We start from the raw sequence: 19270 nt of genomic DNA, 5'->3' as shown, positions 1-19270 counted from the left end.
TAAAAAAGATGACATTCAGTGAATGTCATCTTTTTTTATGATATAATTTTTCGTGCCTTTGATATTGCCCAAAGGACTACCAGCCACGCGCCCTCATAGATGCAAAGTGTTGCGGGCGAAAGCTGGCTGACGCTCTTTAACGCGGTAAACACAATGAAAAGCAGCACGCCCAGCCCTACCGCCACACAGCTGACAAGCTGTGTAAGATTAATTTTTCGATGAAGCAGCTTGGCCGCCAGCACTGAGTAAAGATAAGCCGGAAAGGTTCCATTGTTTGAAACTGCGCCGCTGAGCGCTTCCTCCGAATCCGACAGAATTTCCTCCTCTTTATGCAGCCGGGACGGGATCACGCGGAACGCGTCCTCCGGCATGTCAAAAATCTCAGCAAGCTGGCTTTTGGTGAGAATTGGGTCGACTGTTTTGACAATTGCGGTGATATCGTGATTATAAAGGTCGACCAGCATGTTCCGCGAGTCGTCATTCCCTTTCACTCCTACTACAAACACCGCGCTTAATTCCCCTGCAGCCGACAGATAAATCAGGTTTCGGTTCTGCGCCAGATACCGGCTCTCATAGTCCCGGCTCGGTACGTCGATATTATGGTTGATCATCAGTTCCCTGGAACCAACCAGCACCCTTCTGTCCTTGATCCAGGCTGAAATACCCATTCCATCCTCATAAATCAAGGTGTCGACTGGGTCAAGATAGTCCTTCCGGTCTGAAATGATATTCAGAAAAATCCCGCCTAGAATGCTCTTTGTTTCGCAGAGCACACTGGTTGCATCCAGAATTGCGCGGTCAATCGCCATATTAGAAAAGGTCTTGATTCCATACAGGGTGACATCATTGGTGCGGAACAGGTCGTTCGCGCTGATCAGCATAGAGTTGACGTCGCTGTATTCCTCCACTGCGCGATAACCGAGCACCGCGCCGCCCATCCGGGACAGTTCCTTCTGCGCCTGGCTGAGCGGGAGTGCGGACACAAACGCCGGTGTAATGCCCGCGCCTACAATCAGCACGCCGCTCAGCACCGTCAGCGCTGTAAAAATATCTCCGCCCATCAAAAAGGCAGTCACTGCGGCAATCAGCCCAAGACCGCAGACCATAGGCACAACATATTTCGACTGCTGATCCGCCACATCCTGGCTGAGCGATTCCTTAATAAAGCCGGATAAAAACGGTGTTTTCCGGTTTAACACAAAATGCGGGCGGCGGTTATCAAGCGCGCCCTTGGTAAAGTCCTCTGCCAGACGCTGGTTATCAAGCAGGCAGGCGGAATATTTATCCGTTTTTCCTGAAACAAAATGAAAATTCTTTAATATCCTTGAAAAATTCAAGATCCGCCCGACATACCAGCCGCCAATGCAAAGCGCCATAACCGGCACATACAGGAACACCGCGTCCCCGTTCACCATTTCTGGATCGATGATAATCACTGCACTGTAAACCGTCATGACGGTCAGCGCCAGGCTGTAAAGAGTCGCCTTGCTGGGCCGGCGCCGGAACAAAGCCAAAAACCCGTCCCGGAGCGTATCCGAGCTGAACGCGCACAGCAGCGCCATAATAACTAGGTTTGCCGCGCAGAATGCAATCGGGTTCTTTGCCGGATCAATGAGCTGCACCGGATTCCCGTTTGGCAGGCGGTTTAACAGCACCATCCCCAGCGAGAGGATAAACAGCACGACTGCCGCCGCGCACCGGAAAATCATCCCATGCTTTAACTCGTGCAGGGTATCGTAAAGATCCTCTGTTTGGCTATAGGCGGTATATTCCTCTCCGGCTGCCTGAGCGCTGGCTTCCTCCCAGCGTTTGGCGGCGTCCGACTCATCGGGCGCTTCTTTTTGGGAGGCGCGGAACAGCGGGCTGTCTCCCCGCTCCTGGCGCTCCAGCTCATCCGTTAAATCCTCAATCAGCGGAAGCTTCATCGGAGGCGGAGTAACATTAATGGAAAGGTCTGCTTCGACAGCCTTTCCCGTCTGTTCCGGGTTGGACTTATTAAAATCTGCCTCCAGCGAAAAATCCCGCACCTTACTCTGACGGTTTTTCCGCAGGGCAATATATTTCAGCTTTGCAGTATCATTTAAATCAACAGAGGTTTTTACTCCGGCCGCATTCAGCGGCGTCCCCTGGATTTCCGTCGTCACAGAGGAAAATGTTCCGTCCCCGCTTGACCGGGTTGTCTTTCCGCGCTGTGCATGACGGGCAAGCTCAGCTGGATCAGCTTCCAGCGTCGGTTCCTCTACCCCATATGGCAAGGCCTCTATCGTTGGCTCCTCGACCGAAAGGGATGGCGTTGGAAGCTCGTCAGTGTGCGCCTCAAAGGTCGCGGTCTGAATCTGCTGAACCGGCGTTACCGTTTCTTTCTTAATCTGCGGCTTCTGGGCCGTCTCCTTCTTTTCCTCTGCCTTTGGCGGCTGAACTGTCTGCGGTTTCTGCTCTGCGGCAGACGGCTTTCTTTCTGCAGCAGGCTTGGTTTCTGCCGGTTTTATCTCCTGTTTGGTCTCCGCCGGGCTGCCGACAGCCGGCTTTGACTCGACCGGCTTCTTCTCTTCCGCCTTTTTCTCCGTATTCAGAGAAGCGGAAATTGAAGCCGGCTTCTCTGCTTTTACCGCTGTCTCCGCCTTCCCGGACAGAGACTTCTTCTGCTCCTCGGTAAAGAACGGGCGCGGGCGTTTCGGCTTAAAGCCGCTTTCCACCTCAAACGGTACACGGGTATCCTGCTCGGCCTGTCGTTTGGCTTCCTTCTGAATTTCCACCTTGGAAATCAGGCCGGTCACGCTGTCCTTATGTACCGCAAAATCTTTTCCGTGGGTTGTAGCAGGCGTGCTCTGCAAGGGATTAAAGCCCGGCGTCTTCGGAGCCTCCGAAACCGGGCGGAGCGGCTTGATTCTCGGAGGCTGTGTTTTCTGCACCTGCTCCTGCTGGGCTTTGAGCTGCTTTTCTATTTCCGGCTCTTCTTTCAAAATCTGCTCTAAGAGCTTATTTTCTTCTTCTGTCAGCGCGCTGTCCGACACTGGAATCCCATCCAGCAATTTGTCGGATTCCCGGCCCAAAACATCGTCCAAAAGGGCAGTCGTATCAAATTTTTGGTAGTCCTCGGCAAGTCGTGCCAGCTCCTGCTCATCCATCTTATTCTCTTTGATTTCACGGATAATATCATCAATATTGTAAAGTTTGTCTGACATGGCGAGCACCACACCCCTTTCCTTTAAGAAGTATTTCTATTTATCTTGCGCGAAGCCCCGCGCGTTGCCTTGCAATCTCATACATTAAAATCCCTGCCGCAACGGAAGCGTTGAGGGAATTGATCTGCCCGTTCATCGGCAGGCTGACCACAAAATCGGACTCCTCCTTCAACAGCCGGGAAACACCCTTTCCCTCCGAGCCGATCACCAGCGCAACGCCGCCGGAATAATCCACCTCACACCAGGGCTGCCCGTCCATATCCGCACTGTAAACCCAGACCTGTTCGCTTTTCAGGTAATCAACCGCCTGTTTGAGGTTTGCCACGCGGCAGACCGGGAGCACGCTTGCGGCGCCCGCGCTCGTCTTATAGACCGTCTGATTAACCGAGGCGCTCCTGCGCTTCGGAATGACAACCCCATGCGCGCCGGCTGCCTCTGCAGTCCGGATAATAGCGCCCAGATTATGCGGGTCCTCGATCTCGTCACAGAGGATCAGAAACGGGGCTTCCCCTTTTTCCTTTGCCTGCTTCACCACATCGGAAAGCTCGGCGTAACCCACCGCGCTGATGACCGCGGCAACACCCTGATGCACCACGCCGCCGCTGAGCTCCGTCAGCTTTTGTCGGGAAACATATTTGATTACCAATTTCTGTTCCTTCGCCATACGGATGATCTTCCCGATTGAGCCATGCTGGCCTTCCCCGTCCGGCTGCTGCAAATATAAGGTGTCAATCTGCCGGCCGTTTTTTATCGCTTCCAGCACAGCGTTTCGCCCTGCCACAACATCACTGCGGGGTTGGGAGGCTTGGTGGTTCGGCTTGTTCATCTAGTCTGTATCTGCCTTTCCGCCGGAAAAATCCGACATCAATTTATATTCTTTTTTATTATATCATAAACCCTGACAAAAAAACACCCTTTCCCTTTATTTTCTAGCAGAGTTTTTTGAAAGACTTTTTTAAGAAAGGCTGGTCAGCGCCACCGACAAAATCCCTCCGGCAGCGGCAGCGGCCGTAAGCTGGAACAGCAGCTTCCAGCATCCCTTCAGCCTGCGCTTTTTCCGCACCTTGGGCCCGGCACTTTTCAGATATTCCTCACTGCGCCGGAGCGCTGCCAGGGCATCCTGCTCCGCCTGGGGATTCAGAAAAAAGATCACCTTTTCAAAATAGCGGTCATCCGGGCGGTTCACCTCTATAATCCGTTTGTTGACTCCTTTTAGCATTCCAATCATTCCCTTTTCCAAGCGTTTTTTCTTCTGTTTTGATTGTTGCCAATTTATGGAAATGTATACAGGCAGTAATTTTTACCTTGTGGAAAAAATTGTTGACAACTCGGTTGATGAAGTGGAAAACTTTTTGATTTTTGGTTGAAAAGTCTGTTGAAAGTGTGAAAAACCCCGGTCTTTTCGAGATCAGAACATTTTTTCGCCCCTGTTGAAAAAGAATTCCAAAATGCTACTATTTGTATATTTTTAAAATCTGTGACGAAATTTGTCGTCGAATTTAGTCCGGTTCGCTCGAATTCCGGCAAAAAAGAACCTCCCGGCGAACACCGGGAGGCAGCTAAATCTATTTACCTGTTTCATCCAAATTTGATAAGGCATAATCTAAACATTGCTGAACAATTTTATTACACGATACTTGTGTCTCTTCACTTAATTCCATTAATTTATCATAAGTCTCAGGTTGATCCTGATTGTTCGATTAATCGAAGAAATCTTTTCCGTTTCAGTTTTTATTCTAAACTTTTCCATGACATCACCCACTTTGGATCAATTATACCTCTGAATATCATTCGATTTCCTGTTCAAGATTTCGGAAAAGGTCGCAATTGAAAAAATCAATCATATTGATTTCCAAACCGTCAAGCAATTTTTTAAGTGTAATCACCGATAAGTCTTTTCTTGAAGGATCCATCATGCTGTAAACTGTTGATGGAGTCACACCAGCTCTTGTAGCAAGCTGATTATATTTCATATCTTGTTGTTTGCAAAGTTCCTGAATTCTAACCACAATAGCCTCTTTGATTTTCATAATAGTTACCTCCAGAAATAATTCTAGAAGTATTTACATTTGCGCGTATACGCGCTTGCGTAATTATAGTATTTCTGATAAAATATTATATATACAAATCCAATAGGAGGTAAAACATGATATCTTATAAGCCATTATGGAACACATTGGAAAATCGCGGAATCACATCCAGACAGTTAATTACGATTTACGGAATGAGCGAAAGCACAGTAAGCCGATTATGCCATAACAGAAGAACTACAACCAAAACGCTTAATCGGCTCTGCGAATATCTTGCATGTGATATATCCAACGTCATCGAATATATCCCTGACCAAAATGAAAAGTCTTAGCCATGGGGTGGTTTCTCCTTACTCTTTTTAACACAAAAAGAACGGCGCTCCTCCGTAATAAAAGAAGCGGCTGAAATCAGCCGCTTCTTTCCTCCTGATAGGTGCGAATATCGTGAAATAAAAACTGCTGGGCGATGCCCTGGATTTTTTTCGCCTGCTTTGGGAACCCGTTCGGGAAATAAAGCGCCAGGGACTTTTTCATCCAGACGTCCACCGGGAATGCGTCAAGCTTGTGGAAGCCGTAAAGCAGCGCGCACTGCGCCACCTTGACCCCAACGCCCAGAATCTGCATCAGCTCCGCCTCGCCCTCCCCGGTAGACGAATGTGCAATCCGCGCGGGATCGATTGTCCCGTCCGCCACCTTTTTCGCCGCGTCGAGGATATACTTCGCCCGGAAGCCCGCGCGCAGGGGCGCGAGATCATCGGCTGTACAGCCGGCAAGACGTTCCGGGGCAGGGAAGGAAAATCCGCCGGGAACCGGGCTGCCGAACCCTTCGCAAAGCCGCCCGACAATCCCCTTGATCCGGGGAATATTGTTGTTCTGGGAAATAATAAAGGAGCAGAGCGCCTCCCACGGATCCTGCCTGAGCAGCCTGATCCCGCCTGCCCGGTCAATCGGCCCGCGCATGGCACGGTAACGGTACAAGCGGCGCTTGGCGTCCTCATAGTCGGTATCGAGGTCAAAATAAGCGTGCCAGAATCCTGCGTCCGCCTGGCTGCTGGCGATCAATACCTGGCTGCCCGCCTGCCGGATATCGGCGTAATGCGCTCCGGCAAAGCCGGAAAAGCTCCCGTCCGGGTTTTCCTCCCATCGAAAGCACTGTCCGCAAAGCAGGGTGTCCCGTAGGGAAAAATGAGGGATTGTCAGGGTAATCTCGTGCATAGGCCGGTTCCTTTCTTTTGCAGATTCGACAGAATCCGCTTTTGCTTTTCATTATAACACAATTATGGTATAATAGGAAACAACATATTTATGGAAGGAACCAGGCCAAATGAGAGACAGTATCTATACAATCCCGGTAAACGAGGTGTTCGAGCCGAAATGCGGCTGCCCGATCTGCACGATGCGGGATACGCTGGAGGAACGCAGTGTGGAATATATTATGGGCGCGGCAATGATGGAGCCGGACGTCCGGGTGGAAACCAACAGGCAGGGCTTCTGCCGCCTTCATTACGGCATGATGCTCAAGCGGAAGAACCGGCTTTCCCTTGCCCTGATGCTCGAAAGCCACCTGATCGAAATTAAGGAAAAGGGTATGAAGCCGGGCAGCGCGTCCAAGGGCGGGCTGTTTGGGAAAAAGGGCGAGCCTGCGGAAAAGGAAAGCTGCTTTATCTGCGGAAAGATCGACTGGGCACAGAAAACCATGTTCGACACTATCATGCGCCAGTATGCCGCAAGCGAGGAATTCCGTCAGCTTTTCGCCGGGCAGGAGCTGCTCTGCCTGCCCCATTTTAAGGAGCTGACCGCCTATGCCGGCGAGCACATGGACAAAAAATACCGCAGCGCCTTTATTAAGGAATGCACCCGCCTATGCCGGCAATACCTGGAAACACTGTCCGGGGACGTATCCCACTACTGCAAGATGTTCGACTACCGCAACGCCGGCGCGGACGCGGACTGGGGCAACTCCAAGGATTCCATCGAACGCGCGATTTATTTTTTAACCTCACGAAAAACAGAGGATTAAAAGAAGCGGCTGAAATCAGCCGCTTCTTTTCTTTTGCCTGGCGGCCAGCTTTTTCAGACATTTGCCGCAAAGTGCGTGCCGCCCAATCCTCACAAGGTCTTTTTCCGTATGGCATATCATACATGTTTTTTCCCTCTTTTTCATAACGATCCCTTCCTCGCTAAAGAATACGTCCAAGCAGTCTCCGGATCGCAGCTCTAAATATTTCCGTATCTGGACGGGAATCACTACCCGCCCGATGGAATCTATTTTTATTTTCATGATTATCACCTCAAACATACTCTTTTGAGTTAATTATAATCTTTCTACACAAAAAATCAACTCAATTGAGGTAACTATTTTGAGTTAAATCGCATAAGCTTTTATTAACTCAAAAAAGTTAATGAGGTGACTGGTTATGAAAATAGGTGAAGCAGTTCGCGAGAGAATTTTGGAATTATGTGACAGCAGAGATATTACAATTAATAAACTCGGAACAATTAGCGGTGTGACACAATCTACAATTAATAATATTATCAGCGGTAGAAATAATAGCACTACGATTGCAACGATCAAAAAACTTTGTGACGGTTTGGAAATCAATATTATTGACTTCTTCAATTGCAACCTTTTTCGTAATCTCGAACAGGAAATCGAATGACTTTTAAAAGACATGGTGAGTTCTATGAAATATGAAAGAATTCGGAATTTAAGAGAAGATAGGGATTGGACACAAAAGCGAGTCGGTGAAGCAATCAATGTTCCACAAAGGACTTATGCTTATTATGAATCAGGCGAAAGAATGATTCTACCTCATGTTTTGTGTGCGTTAGCAGATCTTTATCATGTCAGCGTTGATTATTTGTTAGGTCGTACAAACAAAAAACATCTCTAGTGCATGGGGAGATTTCCCCTTACTCTTTTTGGTGAAAAAAGAGTAAAGCGCTTCCGTTTCAACAAAAAAGCGTCTCATGAAAAAATCATGAGACGCTTCCTTCATTATAACTATTTCAAAATCACGCCAGGCAGGATCGAGAAGATTCCCGCTTACGCCTTGTTGACGGAACCGAACAGCTCCATTTTTTCCTTAACAGTTGCTTTAATCGCTTCAAAGCCGGGAGCCAGGAGCTTTCTCGGGTCAAAGCCCTTGCCCTGCAGGTCTTTTCCTTCTTCAATGTATTTACGGGTCGCGGCAGCAAAGGTAAGCTGGCATTCTGTGTTAACATTGATTTTGGAAACGCCGAGGTCAATCGCCTTTTTGATCATATCTTCCGGGATTCCGGTACCACCGTGGAGAACAAGCGGCATTTTGCCGGTCTTCTGCTGGATGGCGTCCAGGGTTTCAAAGCTTAAGCCGGCCCAGTTGTCCGGGTATTTGCCGTGGATGTTTCCGATTCCGGCAGCCAGCATGGTAACGCCAAGGTCAGCGACCATTTTGCATTCTTCCGGATCAGCGCATTCGCCCATTCCGACGACGCCGTCCTCTTCGCCACCGATAGAGCCGACTTCCGCCTCAATGGACATTCCCTTTTCTTTGGTGATTGCAACCAGCTCTTTGGTTTTCGCGATGTTTTCTTCAATCGGATAGTGGGAGCCGTCGAACATAATGGAGGAGAAACCAGCTTCGATACAGGCTTTCGCGCCTTCGTAGGAGCCGTGATCCAGGTGGAGCGCAACCGGCACTGTGATGTTCAGCTCTTCGAGCATTCCGTTGACCATGCCGACAACCGTTTTATAGCCTGCCATATATTTTCCAGCGCCTTCAGAAACACCAAGGATGACCGGGGAATTCAATTCCTGAGCAGTCAGTAAAACTGCTTTCGTCCATTCCAGGTTGTTGATGTTGAACTGACCGACTGCATAGTGGCCTTCTTTTGCTTTGGTCAGCATATCTTTTGCTGATACTAACATATTTGTTACCTCCGTTTATTCCCCGGCGGAGCTCGCCGGGCGTTGATAATTTTTTAACTTTCTTTCATTATAACCGCTTTTTCAGTAAAAATCAATAGAGGCAGGCCGATTCTGCTAATTTTTCTCTGCTGAATCAATTATTTACAAATTGGTTGTTCCATGCTAAAATAAAAGACAAATACAAAAATAGTAGTATTTCATCTGCAAAAGCCGGACTAAACCGGCCGCGAACTGCTTGAAAGGAATGAAGCACCATGAAAAGTGAATCCGTCATCCAGGGTGTGCAGAATGCGCCGCACCGCGCGCTTTTTAACGCCCTTGGGTTTACCAAAGAGGAAATGTCCCGTCCGCTCGTCGGGATTGTCAGCTCCCAGAACGATATCGTTCCGGGGCATATGGATATTGACAAGCTGGTCGACGCTGTAAAATTAGGCGTCGCCATGGCGGGCGGCACACCTGCTGTATTCCCGGCGATTGCCGTCTGCGACGGGATTGCAATGGGACACCAGGGGATGAAATATTCCCTCGTCACCCGCGATCTGATTGCCGACTCGACTGAGGCGATGGCAATGGCGCACGGGTTTGACGCGCTCGTCATGATCCCGAACTGCGACAAAAACGTTCCCGGCCTGTTGATGGCTGCGGCACGCCTCAATATCCCAACCATCTTTGTCAGCGGCGGGCCGATGCTCGCTGGTACGGTGGACGGCCAGAAGGTCAGCTTCTCCGCCGCGTCAGAAGCGGTCGGCGCTTACATAGCCGGGAAAATCTCTGCGGAAAAGCTGGAGGAATTTGAAGAAAAAACCTGTCCGACCTGCGGCTCCTGCGCCGGGATGTATACCGCCAACTCGATGAACTGCCTGAGCGAAGTGCTCGGCATGGCGCTGCCGGGCAACGGCACCATCCCTGCGGCCTATTCCCAGAGAATCCGGCTGGCAAAGCATGCCGGGATGCAGGTCATGGAGCTCCTCCGCAGCAATATCCGTCCGCGCGATATCATGACCGAGGATGCGTTCTATAACGCGCTGACCATGGACATGGCCATCGGGTGCAGCACCAACAGCATGCTCCACCTGCCGGCGATTGCGCATGAGGCGGGCGTGGAACTAAACCTTGATATGGCGAACAAAATCAGTGACAAGACCCCGAACATCTGTCACCTCGCTCCGGCCGGCCCGCACCACATTGAGGATCTGAACGAGGCTGGCGGCGTCTATGCGGTGATGCACGAAATCAATAAGCTTGGGCTTTTGAAAACAGATCTGATCACCTGCACCGGCAAAACCGTCGCAGAAAACATCAAAGACAGCGTCAACAAAAATCCAGAGGTCATCCGTCCTGTGGAAAACCCATATTCCAAAACCGGCGGCATCGCAGTTCTCCGGGGCAATCTGGCGCCGGACTCCTGTGTGGTAAAGAGAAGCGCGGTTGCGCCTGAAATGCTCAAGCATTCCGGCCCCGCTAAGGTTTACGACTGTGAAGAGGACGCCATGAACGCCATCAACGGCGGAGACATTGTAGACGGCGATGTGGTCATCATCCGGTATGAAGGCCCGAAGGGCGGCCCCGGCATGAGAGAAATGCTCAACCCGACCTCCGCAATCATGGGACGGGGACTCGGCAGCACCGTCGCATTGATTACCGACGGACGCTTTTCCGGCGCAACCCGCGGCGCGGCCATCGGGCATGTTTCCCCGGAAGCTGCGGTCGGCGGCCCAATCGCGCTGGTTGAAAACGGCGATATCATTGAAATTGATATCATGGCAAATCAAATTAATGTTAAGATCAGCGACGAGGAATTTGCAAAACGGCGCGCTGCCTGGAAGCCGAGACAGCCGAGAATCACCACCGGCTATCTGGCGCGGTATGCCTCCCTTGTCACCTCCGGAAACCAGGGCGCAATCCTGAAAGCACCGGAAGTAAAATAACTCCATTGATAAGAAAACGGCACTGCAAAAATTGCAGTGCCGTTCTTTCTTTATCCCTGTTCGGTCAGCAACGTATAGCTGGCTTCCCCGTAAAATTGATTCTGATCGAGCTTTTCCTCATCCCATACGGCGGTAAGCTCGTAGACCTTGCCCGGCTTGAGCTCCGCCATCGTCGCGTCCTCATAGGTGTTCTCCGCGTCCGGCGCCGCCTCTGTATCTCCCAGCTTTGAGATATCCCATTCCCGGACAGTCAGCTTATCCGGCGTTACAATCCAGGAAATGACATAGAAAACCGCGTCTGTCCCCTGATACTCCGGAATTTTCAGCTTATTCCCTTTTTGCTGGTTTTGGTCTAACGGATGTGTCCCGCAGGCAATGATGCTTTCCAGCTTATCATTTTTTTGATAGCTCCAGCTAAAATTCCCCGATTGCACAATAAACTCACTCTGCTTCGACGATAAAGCGTCTGTCAGAGCAATTTCCGGCGCGGTGGTCAGAGGGATGCTGTAGTTCGGCCTGCCGCTGCCGCTTTCAGCAGGCATACTGCTCGTGCCGGTGAGATAGCCATGATAGTATTCCGTTCGCCCGCAGCCCGATAACAGGCACAGCGCCGCCGCGGCTGCCAGGGCAATATATCGTTTCTTCATCCTTATCTTATCCTTTCACCTCACAGCCGCCCCATTCCACAACGGTAAACCCGTCCCGATCAAACGGTTCAAATTCCTGCGGCTCAATCGGAATGTTCTGTTCTGCCGGCTTCCACGCCATGAATACCCGCAGCATAGAGTCCGGCGCCGGGTCAACTATCAGCTTCGCGCTCTCCCGGTAAGCCTCCTGCTGGAAGGAAATCAGGTTCCATTCGTTTGCCTCCATCCGGGGCAGCCAATAAATGATAAACTCGTTTGCCTCCGCGCGGTTCAGCCCAATCTCTGCCAGCGCCTGCTCCAAAAACGCGGCGGTGTCCCCGCCCTTCACACAGAAACCCCTGCTGAAATCATACCGGGTTTCGTCTGTCCCCTCCCAGTACAGGTAACGGTATTCCATCCCTTTTTGGTCGGTCAGGGTTCCGTCCGGCTGTGCGGTGACCGTCCAGCCGTCCTGATAGGCCGGATATGCGGCGGTCAGTCTGCCGTCATAGTCAAGCCTTACCGCAACCTCTGTCTCTTGCTCCGGATACAGGTAAATGACCGGCTTTTCAGCGGTAAGCTCGTCGTCCCGGTTGAAGCACCCCGCCAGGCTGAAAATCAGCGCGGCGGAAAGCATGCACGCAAAAATCCTTTTCATCGCTCTTGGCTCCCTTCCTGTTCTCTTTTCTTCCATTATAACAAGGGTTTTCCGGAAAAGGAAGTGACCGCGTGATTTTTTAAGAAAATTATCATGTTTGTTGATAAAGTCAAAACCGCGCAATTCCGCCTCGGTAACTGCATCAGGCGAAAAATGCCAGAAATCTCCCCATAGCTAAAATTTTTCATTTCGGTCAGGGATATGTTCGATAATGTCCTCTACCCGGCAATCAAGCAATGTACAAAGCTTATCCAGTAAAGCAGTAGATATTCCCTGATTATGGCGCAGACGGTAGACGGTATTGGCACTGAAGGCATGATATCGGATCAGCTTATATGCTGACATGTTTTTTTCTTTCAAGGTTTCCCATAACGGTTTATAGGATATCATCACTTGCTGCCACCTTCTACTTTTTTAGTTAATAGTATAAAGCAAAAACTATTTGCTAAAAAGAGGATTAGAATCCCCATATATCTAAAACTCATTAGATAATCTTTTTTCTAGAACAGGGGGGTGATTTTTAAGAGGGGCGCGACTTTATTTCCCTTTTTGTCAAGAGATGGAGCGCCCCTCTTAAACGCCCTTTTCTGCCTACTCTTTTTGGCGCAAAAAGAGTAGGGTTCTTTTGCGCAGAAAATCCGGCGGGTGTCCGCCGGATTTTCTCCATCAATCTTCCTTATATTATGTATCCTGCTCTTCCGCACGCTCAAAGCCCTGGATAAAGCCGTCCGACTCAATTGAACAGATGTCGCCGCCGATCACCTTTCCGTCATACACCAGGACGTTCGCGCGGACATTTTCCTCCTGTCCCGGATAGTTAGTGACCTCGTAGGCGATCCGTTTCGCACATTCGCCGCGGTACTCCTCCAGGTTAAATCCCTGCTGCTTCTGCATTTCATTATACTGGGTATAAACATCGTTAAACTCAGTCGGGATCATAACGTCTTCCATTTCGCACGGCTCCGACGACGTTTCCCATCCAAAATTTTTAAGAAAGGCGGCGACGTCTGAGGTCTCTTTAATGACGTTGGACACCCTTTCCCCTGTTTCTGCGGTTTTGCCCAGACCGCTGACCGTCAGCACCACCACTGCCGCCACTACCGCTACTACTCCGGTAATACAGGCGACGATCTTCTTCCGGCTCATTTTCATTGACACAATAAACACGGTAACTCCCCTCCGTTCCTTCCTACAGCATTTATATGCAGTTTTTTTCAAAACTTGCCGCAAAACCCAATCTTTTTCTCTTGCGCCGGAGAGTTTCTTAGGCTACAATAAAAGAAAGCAAAAAAGGGGGATACGCTTTGGCACAGAATATGCGGCTGGATCGTTTCTTTTCCAGCCAGAACCTCGCCAGCCGGAAGGAATTCCGCACGCTGCTCAAGCAGGGACGGGTGGCGGTTAACGGCGCCGTCCCTGCGAAAGCAGACCTGAAAATCGATCCGGAACGGGATGAAATTTTTCTTGACGGAACCCGGATCGGCTATCAAAAGCATCTTTACCTGATGCTGAACAAGCCGCGGGGAGTGGTCAGCGCAACGGAGGACCGTTCCCAGAAAACCGTGCTCGACCTGGTGCCGGAGGAGCTGTACCGGCCCGGATTGTTCCCTGCCGGGCGGCTTGACAAGGACACTACCGGCTTTGTCCTTTTAACGGACGACGGCGAGTTTGCCCACCGGATTCTTTCCCCGAAGCAGCATATTGCAAAGACCTACCATGCTGTCCTCGACGGGCCGATTTCAGAAGAAACGGCCGCACAGTTCGAAAAGGGAGTTACATTAAAAGACGGCTTTACCTGTCTCCCCGCATGGATAAAAACGGTTAAAGATGGGCAGAATCCGATTGTGGAAATCATTTTGCATGAGGGAAAATACCATCAAATCAAGCGGATGGCGGCGGCCTGCGGGCGGCATGTTTTGTCCTTAAAGCGGATAAAAATGGGCGGCTTGTGCCTTGACCCTGATCTGCCGGAAGGCGGCTGTAAAGCACTTTTGCACAAAGATATCCAGAAACTTTTGGAAGGGCAAGGGGCAGAATAACCGAATTTTGCACAAGATTTTCCCTTTATTTTTGGGAATTGGGCATTTTATATAAACTCTTTTTTAAAACTTTGGACAATACACTACTGTTATTTTTTAAAAAAGTCTGGTATAGTTATAGTACATTAAAACAAAATAATTCTGTTCTCGAAAACGAATTATCAAATTGGGAGGTCCATAATTATGGCAAGTTTATCACTTAGAGGTATTTATAAAAAATATCAAGGAAACGTAGTTGCTGTATCTGACTTCAACCTGGATATCGAAGACAAAGAGTTTATCATCCTGGTTGGTCCGTCTGGTTGTGGTAAATCTACAACCCTGCGTATGATCGCTGGTTTGGAAGAAATTTCCGAAGGTGAACTGTACATTGGCGACAAGCTCGTAAATGACGTTGCTCCGAAAGACCGTGACATCGCAATGGTATTCCAGAACTACGCTCTGTATCCGCACATGACAGTTTTTGAAAACATGGCTTTCGGTCTGAAACTGAGAAAAACTCCGAAAGATGAAATCAAAAAACGTGTTGAAGAAGCTGCCCGTATCCTGGATATCGCTCACCTGTTAGACAGAAAACCGAAAGCTCTTTCCGGTGGTCAGAGACAGCGTGTTGCTCTTGGTCGTGCGATCGTTCGTGAACCTCAGGTATTCCTGCTTGACGAACCGCTCTCCAACTTGGATGCAAAACTGCGTGCACAGATGAGGACCGAGCTTGCTAAATTGCACCTGCGCTTGGGTACAACCTTTATCTATGTAACCCATGACCAGACAGAAGCTATGACAATGGGTACCAGAATCGTTGTTATGAAAGACGGCTTCATTCAGCAGGTTGACACCCCGCAGAACCTGTACAGCAGCCCATGCAACGTATTCGTAGCTGGATTTATTGGATCTCCTCAGATGAACTTCATCGATGCAAAATTGGTTGACAACGGCGGAAAATATGCTGTTGAATTCGGCAATGAAAAGGTCTACACTGTTGAATTGCCGGAAAGCAAAGTAAACGACGCTGTAAAAGAAAGCGTTGGCAAGGAAGTTATCCTTGGTGTTCGTCCGGAACATCTCCACGACGAGGAAATGTTCCTGTCTGCTGCTACCACTGGTGTTGTTGACTGTGACGTAGACGTAACTGAAATGATGGGTGCTGAAACATATCTGTATCTGACCCTGGATGGCATTAACCTGACTGCTAGAGTTTCTCCGAGAACTACTGCAAAACCGGGCGACAACATCAAAATTGCGATCGACGTTAACAACATTCATCTGTTTGACAAAGAAACTGAAAAAGTTATCTGCAACTAATTTGAAAACAGATTTGCAGGAAACGGCGCAAGCCGTTTCCTGCTTTTATTTTTCCTGATATTTCCACAAGAAGTTAAAGATTTTGTAACATCTTTTTATAAAAAACATGTTACAATTTGTAATAAGTTTGGGAATAACTTCAATATTTTTCTCTGATATTTACAAATTCAGAGGAACTCCATATGTAAATCTTGAGAACTTTTCAGGTTTCTGTAGCTTTTTTTGTGATTTGGGTTGCAAAATTCAAAAATTTTAGTTACAATAATTATGATTAGGTATCTTATGTCCAAATTTCTATCAGATATCAACTATTTTCACAAAAAAGAGGGGAAATATTATGTCAAACAGACTTTTCCAAGGCGTGATGCACCAAATGCGTGATACCATCAACCGCGTGATCGGTGTCGTGGATGAAACCGCTACCATTATTTCCTGCAGCGAATTATCCAAGATTGGTTCTACCAATGAATTTATTGCACTGGACCTTTCCGAATCTCATGACACGTTCATCCGGGATGGTTATACCTACAAACCGTTTGGCCCTCACATCAAACCGGATTATGCTGTCTTTGTTGAAGGTGTCGACGAAGTGGCAGCGAAATATGCCCAGATCCTTGCGATCACCCTTTCCACTATTAAGCAGTATTATGATGAAAAATACGACCGCAACAACTTTGTAAAAAATGTTGTGCTGGATAATATCCTGCCGGGCGATATTTATATTAAGGCAAGAGAGCTGCACTTTAACACTGATGCAAGCCGTGTCGCGCTGCTGATCCGTGTCGTTTCCACTAATGATGTCTCCGCCTATGACGTAATCCAGAATCTGTTCCCGGACAAGCAGAAGGATTTTGTCTTTAATATCAGTGAAACCGATATTGTTTTGATCAAGGAAATCCGCGCCGGGATCGAATCCAAGGATCTGGAAAAGCTTGCGCGCTCTATCGTGGATACACTCAGCAGTGAATTCTACACGAAAGCGGTAGTTGGAATCGGTACGAGTGTTTCCGGTATCAAGGATCTTGCCAAGTCCTTTAAAGAAGCGCAGGTTGCGCTGGAAGTTGGAAAAGTATTCGATAATGAACAGGCTATCGTATCCTACGACAACCTGGGGATTGCGCGTCTGATTTATCAGTTGCCAACTACCCTTTGTGAAACCTTCCTGAAGGAAGTATTCAAACAGGGCTCTATCGATTCCCTCGATCACGAAACCCTATTCACCATTCACCGTTTCTTTGAGAACAATTTAAACGTTTCCGAAACCTCCAGAAAACTGTTTGTACACCGAAACACCTTAGTGTACCGGCTGGAAAAAATCAAAAAGCTGACCGGTTTAGACTTACGGGAATTCGACCATGCGATTGTCTTTAAGATTGCGTTAATGGTGAAAAAATACCTGACCTCAAATCCGGTAAAACTTTAATCCTTGACAGTATAGTGTAAAGCAAACAAGCAAAACGGGAATTCCCTTTTGCTTGTTTGTGTTGTCTTTCATTTTCCCCGTGCCGGACAGGTTCTCGTGTCTTTTGGAAGATAGAATACCTGTATCTTATTCCTGCTTAGGCAGGTAGGAATCGGCTTGGGATCGCAAAGGCTGGCGGCTGTCACCGCTAGCTTTCAGAAAGGAGGCCTTTGTTCAGCAAAGGCATGAATACTATTATGATCGAACTAGTCGACGTTTCTTTAAAATACAATAATGAAACTACTGCGCTGAATCATATCAACCTGAAAGTCGACAAAGGCGAATTTGCTTTTGTGGTCGGTTCTTCAGGAGCCGGCAAAAGCTCTATCATTAAGCTCCTGCTGCGTGAACGAATCGCTTCCGCTGGAAAGGTGTTTGTCAATGGATATGATCTCAGCAAATTAAAACGCAGGAAAATCCCGGAGTTTCGACGTTCATTGGGCGTGGTATTCCAGGATTTCCGCCTGATTCCAACAATTGACGTTTATGACAACATCGCGTTCAGTCTCCGTGTAACCAATGCGTCTAATAAATATATTCGTACCCGCGTCCCCTATATTCTGGAGCTGATGGGCCTGACAGAAAAGGCCAAGCGTTTCCCGCATGAACTATCCGGCGGTGAACAGCAGCGTGTATCTCTGGGACGGGCGCTTGTCAACAATCCTCCCCTGATCATAGCAGACGAACCTACCGGCAACGTTGACCCGGAGCTTTCCTATGAGATCGTGGAACTCCTGAAAGGCATTAATGCCTGCGGCACCACCATCCTTATGGTAACTCATGAGCACGATATCGTGCGTTACTTCGGCGGCCGCACCATCAGCATCGAGCACGGCGAGGTCGTGTTTGATGATTACATAGGAGGTCACGATGAAGGCTAACAGTGCAAAATATTTAGTAGGCCAGGGCATTTCCGGCCTATGGAAAAACCGCATGATGACGCTTGCAAGCGTCGGTGTGTTGACAGCCTGCCTGTTAATTGTCGGGTTCGCTGTTCTGGTAACCGAAAATATCAATCAGATCGTGGGATATGTCGAATCTCAAAACGAGATGGTTGCTTTTATGTATAAAAGCGGCGAAACAGAAGAATTTGTCAGCCCTGTCCCGGATGTGGAAAGCTTTAACCGCATCACTGCGCTGAGAATCCAGCAGGACTATGAAGCAAGCGGGAAAACGGAGGAGGAGTTTCGCCAATCCCTAATTGACAGCGGAATTACCGAAGAGGAGTTAACCACGCTGTTTGGATCCGAATCAATTGCTTCCTTTGAAAAGCCTGGCGACACTGGTGATACCTCTTCTGCTGACTCTGGTTCAGCGCAGGATGGGACAACTGATTCTTCCGAGCCGGATACCGCAGACACTGATTCTGCCGAACCGGCAGAGGGCGTACCGGTAGTTTATTGGGACGGACTGATTCAGGATATCCAGGCAGAGCTGGAGCAGATTCCAAATGTAGTAGAGGTTCGCTTTGTTTCCAAGGAGGAAGGGATCGAAAGCCAGAAGGAATCCTTTGGCGACCTCGGTTATCTTCTGGATGATTATACAGGCGCGGACAATCCTATCCGAAATTCGTTCGTCATTAAAATCGAGGATCTCAGCAAGCTGCAGGAGACCGCTTCCGCAGTGGAGCAGATTCATGGGATTAAACTCGTAAATGCTTCCAACGAGGTGGCGACCACCCTTACCGGCCTGCGCCGAATCATTAATATAGTCGGCTGGTCTATTGTGGCCGCTCTGTCAATTGTTTCTTTAGTTATTATTATCAATACCATCCGCGCGAGCATTTTCAGCCGCCGGAAGGAACTCAATATCATGAAATATGTAGGGGCTACCAATTCCTTTATCCGCCTTCCGTTTATTGTGGAGGGAATCTGTCTGGGAGTGATTTCAGCTATTGTTGCCTACCTGATTATCTGGGGAGGTTACTCCTATTTCATGACCTCATTTATGAATACGGCCTCTTCCTGGATTAAGGCAGCTTTCCAGAGCATTATTCCGTTTGAACAGATTGCTCCAAGGCTTGCCGTCTTCTTCCTAGGTGCAGGCGTAACATTGGGTGTAGCGGGAAGTCTTGTCAGTATCCGCAACCATATCAGAGTATAGGATATAATCGAAAAGAAAGGTGAAATG

The 19270-nt window shown here is 48.8% G+C and carries 21 protein-coding genes; 10 read left to right on the top strand and 11 right to left on the bottom strand.

Annotated features, from left to right (window positions below; translation table 11 throughout):
- Window positions 1–35 precede the first annotated feature (35 nt).
- The 4 genes from CZ360_RS05630 to CZ360_RS05615 form a co-directional block, all read right to left on the bottom strand.
- Complete coding sequence (locus tag CZ360_RS05630; protein WP_077533218.1) at window positions 36–3185, bottom strand: hypothetical protein; 3150 nt, start codon at window positions 3183–3185, stop codon at window positions 36–38.
- A 40-nt stretch (window positions 3186–3225) separates the two neighbouring features.
- Window positions 3226–4011 carry a 23S rRNA (guanosine(2251)-2'-O)-methyltransferase RlmB gene (gene rlmB / locus CZ360_RS05625; protein ID WP_077533217.1) on the bottom strand — a complete coding sequence of 262 codons (786 nt, stop codon included), beginning with the start codon at window positions 4009–4011 and terminating at the stop codon, window positions 3226–3228.
- A 129-nt stretch (window positions 4012–4140) separates the two neighbouring features.
- On the bottom strand, window positions 4141–4413 hold the full coding sequence (locus tag CZ360_RS05620) for a hypothetical protein (RefSeq protein WP_159438127.1): 273 nt from the start codon (window positions 4411–4413) through the stop codon (window positions 4141–4143).
- Window positions 4414–4972: 559 nt separating this feature from the next.
- Complete coding sequence (locus tag CZ360_RS05615) at window positions 4973–5215, bottom strand: helix-turn-helix domain-containing protein (protein WP_077533215.1); 243 nt, start codon at window positions 5213–5215, stop codon at window positions 4973–4975.
- A 116-nt stretch (window positions 5216–5331) separates the two neighbouring features.
- Between CZ360_RS05615 and CZ360_RS14355 the strand changes: the two genes are divergently transcribed.
- Window positions 5332–5547, top strand: a complete 216-nt coding sequence (locus CZ360_RS14355; protein WP_077533214.1) for a helix-turn-helix domain-containing protein — start codon at window positions 5332–5334, stop codon at window positions 5545–5547.
- Between the two features lie 76 nt (window positions 5548–5623).
- On the opposite strand, the gene CZ360_RS05605 is transcribed toward CZ360_RS14355, so the two are convergent.
- Window positions 5624–6430, bottom strand: coding sequence for a DNA-3-methyladenine glycosylase family protein (locus CZ360_RS05605; RefSeq protein WP_077533213.1), 807 nt, complete (start codon window positions 6428–6430; stop codon window positions 5624–5626).
- 109 nt (window positions 6431–6539) lie between these two features.
- On the opposite strand from CZ360_RS05605, the gene CZ360_RS05600 reads away from it, so the two are divergent.
- Window positions 6540–7235 carry a DUF6062 family protein gene (locus CZ360_RS05600; protein ID WP_077533212.1) on the top strand — a complete coding sequence of 232 codons (696 nt, stop codon included), beginning with the start codon at window positions 6540–6542 and terminating at the stop codon, window positions 7233–7235.
- Window positions 7236–7250: 15 nt separating this feature from the next.
- On the opposite strand, the gene CZ360_RS05595 is transcribed toward CZ360_RS05600, so the two are convergent.
- Entirely contained in the window at window positions 7251–7496 is a 246-nt protein-coding gene (locus tag CZ360_RS05595) for an AbrB/MazE/SpoVT family DNA-binding domain-containing protein (protein ID WP_159438125.1), read from the bottom strand.
- A gap of 136 nt (window positions 7497–7632) precedes the next feature.
- On the opposite strand from CZ360_RS05595, the gene CZ360_RS05590 reads away from it, so the two are divergent.
- On the top strand, window positions 7633–7875 hold the full coding sequence (locus CZ360_RS05590; RefSeq protein WP_077533210.1) for a helix-turn-helix domain-containing protein: 243 nt from the start codon (window positions 7633–7635) through the stop codon (window positions 7873–7875).
- Between the two features lie 24 nt (window positions 7876–7899).
- Window positions 7900–8109: a helix-turn-helix domain-containing protein gene (locus tag CZ360_RS05585; protein WP_077533209.1), complete on the top strand. Its 210-nt coding sequence runs from the start codon at window positions 7900–7902 to the stop codon at window positions 8107–8109.
- Window positions 8110–8261: 152 nt separating this feature from the next.
- Here CZ360_RS05585 and fba read toward each other — a convergent pair whose 3' ends face one another.
- Complete coding sequence (gene fba, locus CZ360_RS05580; RefSeq protein WP_077533208.1) at window positions 8262–9125, bottom strand: class II fructose-1,6-bisphosphate aldolase; 864 nt, start codon at window positions 9123–9125, stop codon at window positions 8262–8264.
- A 254-nt stretch (window positions 9126–9379) separates the two neighbouring features.
- On the opposite strand from fba, the gene ilvD reads away from it, so the two are divergent.
- Window positions 9380–11053, top strand: a complete 1674-nt coding sequence (gene ilvD, locus CZ360_RS05575) for a dihydroxy-acid dehydratase (protein ID WP_077533207.1) — start codon at window positions 9380–9382, stop codon at window positions 11051–11053.
- Between the two features lie 50 nt (window positions 11054–11103).
- On the opposite strand, the gene CZ360_RS05570 is transcribed toward ilvD, so the two are convergent.
- From CZ360_RS05570 to CZ360_RS05555, 4 genes are all read right to left on the bottom strand, one after another.
- A complete protein-coding gene (locus tag CZ360_RS05570) occupies window positions 11104–11700 on the bottom strand; it encodes a hypothetical protein (protein ID WP_077533206.1) in 597 nt (198 codons plus the stop codon).
- A gap of 7 nt (window positions 11701–11707) precedes the next feature.
- Window positions 11708–12337, bottom strand: coding sequence for an LptM family lipoprotein (locus tag CZ360_RS05565; RefSeq protein ID WP_077533205.1), 630 nt, complete (start codon window positions 12335–12337; stop codon window positions 11708–11710).
- Window positions 12338–12511: 174 nt separating this feature from the next.
- Window positions 12512–12727: a helix-turn-helix domain-containing protein gene (locus CZ360_RS05560; RefSeq protein ID WP_077533204.1), complete on the bottom strand. Its 216-nt coding sequence runs from the start codon at window positions 12725–12727 to the stop codon at window positions 12512–12514.
- Between the two features lie 291 nt (window positions 12728–13018).
- On the bottom strand, window positions 13019–13489 hold the full coding sequence (locus CZ360_RS05555; RefSeq protein ID WP_077533203.1) for a DUF4830 domain-containing protein: 471 nt from the start codon (window positions 13487–13489) through the stop codon (window positions 13019–13021).
- 152 nt (window positions 13490–13641) lie between these two features.
- Between CZ360_RS05555 and CZ360_RS05550 the strand changes: the two genes are divergently transcribed.
- The 5 genes from CZ360_RS05550 (at window position 13642) to CZ360_RS05530 (ending at window position 19243) form a co-directional block, all read left to right on the top strand.
- The gene (locus CZ360_RS05550; protein ID WP_205411106.1) at window positions 13642–14376 is read left to right on the top strand and encodes a pseudouridine synthase; all 735 of its coding nucleotides are present in this window, start codon (window positions 13642–13644) and stop codon (window positions 14374–14376) included.
- Between the two features lie 183 nt (window positions 14377–14559).
- Entirely contained in the window at window positions 14560–15678 is a 1119-nt protein-coding gene (locus CZ360_RS05545; RefSeq protein WP_077533202.1) for an ABC transporter ATP-binding protein, read from the top strand.
- Between the two features lie 337 nt (window positions 15679–16015).
- Complete coding sequence (locus CZ360_RS05540; RefSeq protein WP_077533201.1) at window positions 16016–17101, top strand: PucR family transcriptional regulator; 1086 nt, start codon at window positions 16016–16018, stop codon at window positions 17099–17101.
- Window positions 17102–17337: 236 nt separating this feature from the next.
- A complete protein-coding gene (ftsE, locus tag CZ360_RS05535) occupies window positions 17338–18021 on the top strand; it encodes a cell division ATP-binding protein FtsE (protein ID WP_077533769.1) in 684 nt (227 codons plus the stop codon).
- Window positions 18011–19243, top strand: coding sequence for a permease-like cell division protein FtsX (locus tag CZ360_RS05530; protein ID WP_077533200.1), 1233 nt, complete (start codon window positions 18011–18013; stop codon window positions 19241–19243). Before ftsE ends, CZ360_RS05530 begins: the two co-directional genes overlap by 11 nt.
- Window positions 19244–19270 lie beyond the last annotated feature (27 nt).

The sequence above is a fragment of the Massiliimalia massiliensis genome (assembly GCF_900155615.1).
GTDB lineage: Bacteria > Bacillota > Clostridia > Oscillospirales > Ruminococcaceae > Massiliimalia > Massiliimalia massiliensis.
The sequence above is the reverse complement of the archived record's forward strand: the minus strand, read 5'-3'. Positions and strand labels throughout refer to the sequence as shown.

Coding starts and splice junctions, on each gene's coding strand:
- CZ360_RS05630 (WP_077533218.1), bottom strand. CDS start 3,185: ATGTCAGACAAACTTTACAATATTGATGATATTATCCGTGAAATCAAA.
- rlmB (WP_077533217.1), bottom strand. CDS start 4,011: ATGAACAAGCCGAACCACCAAGCCTCCCAACCCCGCAGTGATGTTGTG.
- CZ360_RS05620 (WP_159438127.1), bottom strand. CDS start 4,413: ATGATTGGAATGCTAAAAGGAGTCAACAAACGGATTATAGAGGTGAAC.
- CZ360_RS05615 (WP_077533215.1), bottom strand. CDS start 5,215: ATGAAAATCAAAGAGGCTATTGTGGTTAGAATTCAGGAACTTTGCAAA.
- CZ360_RS14355 (WP_077533214.1), top strand. CDS start 5,332: ATGATATCTTATAAGCCATTATGGAACACATTGGAAAATCGCGGAATC.
- CZ360_RS05605 (WP_077533213.1), bottom strand. CDS start 6,430: ATGCACGAGATTACCCTGACAATCCCTCATTTTTCCCTACGGGACACC.
- CZ360_RS05600 (WP_077533212.1), top strand. CDS start 6,540: ATGAGAGACAGTATCTATACAATCCCGGTAAACGAGGTGTTCGAGCCG.
- CZ360_RS05595 (WP_159438125.1), bottom strand. CDS start 7,496: ATGAAAATAAAAATAGATTCCATCGGGCGGGTAGTGATTCCCGTCCAG.
- CZ360_RS05590 (WP_077533210.1), top strand. CDS start 7,633: ATGAAAATAGGTGAAGCAGTTCGCGAGAGAATTTTGGAATTATGTGAC.
- CZ360_RS05585 (WP_077533209.1), top strand. CDS start 7,900: ATGAAATATGAAAGAATTCGGAATTTAAGAGAAGATAGGGATTGGACA.
- fba (WP_077533208.1), bottom strand. CDS start 9,125: ATGTTAGTATCAGCAAAAGATATGCTGACCAAAGCAAAAGAAGGCCAC.
- ilvD (WP_077533207.1), top strand. CDS start 9,380: ATGAAAAGTGAATCCGTCATCCAGGGTGTGCAGAATGCGCCGCACCGC.
- CZ360_RS05570 (WP_077533206.1), bottom strand. CDS start 11,700: ATGAAGAAACGATATATTGCCCTGGCAGCCGCGGCGGCGCTGTGCCTG.
- CZ360_RS05565 (WP_077533205.1), bottom strand. CDS start 12,337: ATGAAAAGGATTTTTGCGTGCATGCTTTCCGCCGCGCTGATTTTCAGC.
- CZ360_RS05560 (WP_077533204.1), bottom strand. CDS start 12,727: ATGATATCCTATAAACCGTTATGGGAAACCTTGAAAGAAAAAAACATG.
- CZ360_RS05555 (WP_077533203.1), bottom strand. CDS start 13,489: ATGAAAATGAGCCGGAAGAAGATCGTCGCCTGTATTACCGGAGTAGTA.
- CZ360_RS05545 (WP_077533202.1), top strand. CDS start 14,560: ATGGCAAGTTTATCACTTAGAGGTATTTATAAAAAATATCAAGGAAAC.
- CZ360_RS05540 (WP_077533201.1), top strand. CDS start 16,016: ATGTCAAACAGACTTTTCCAAGGCGTGATGCACCAAATGCGTGATACC.
- ftsE (WP_077533769.1), top strand. CDS start 17,338: ATGATCGAACTAGTCGACGTTTCTTTAAAATACAATAATGAAACTACT.
- CZ360_RS05530 (WP_077533200.1), top strand. CDS start 18,011: ATGAAGGCTAACAGTGCAAAATATTTAGTAGGCCAGGGCATTTCCGGC.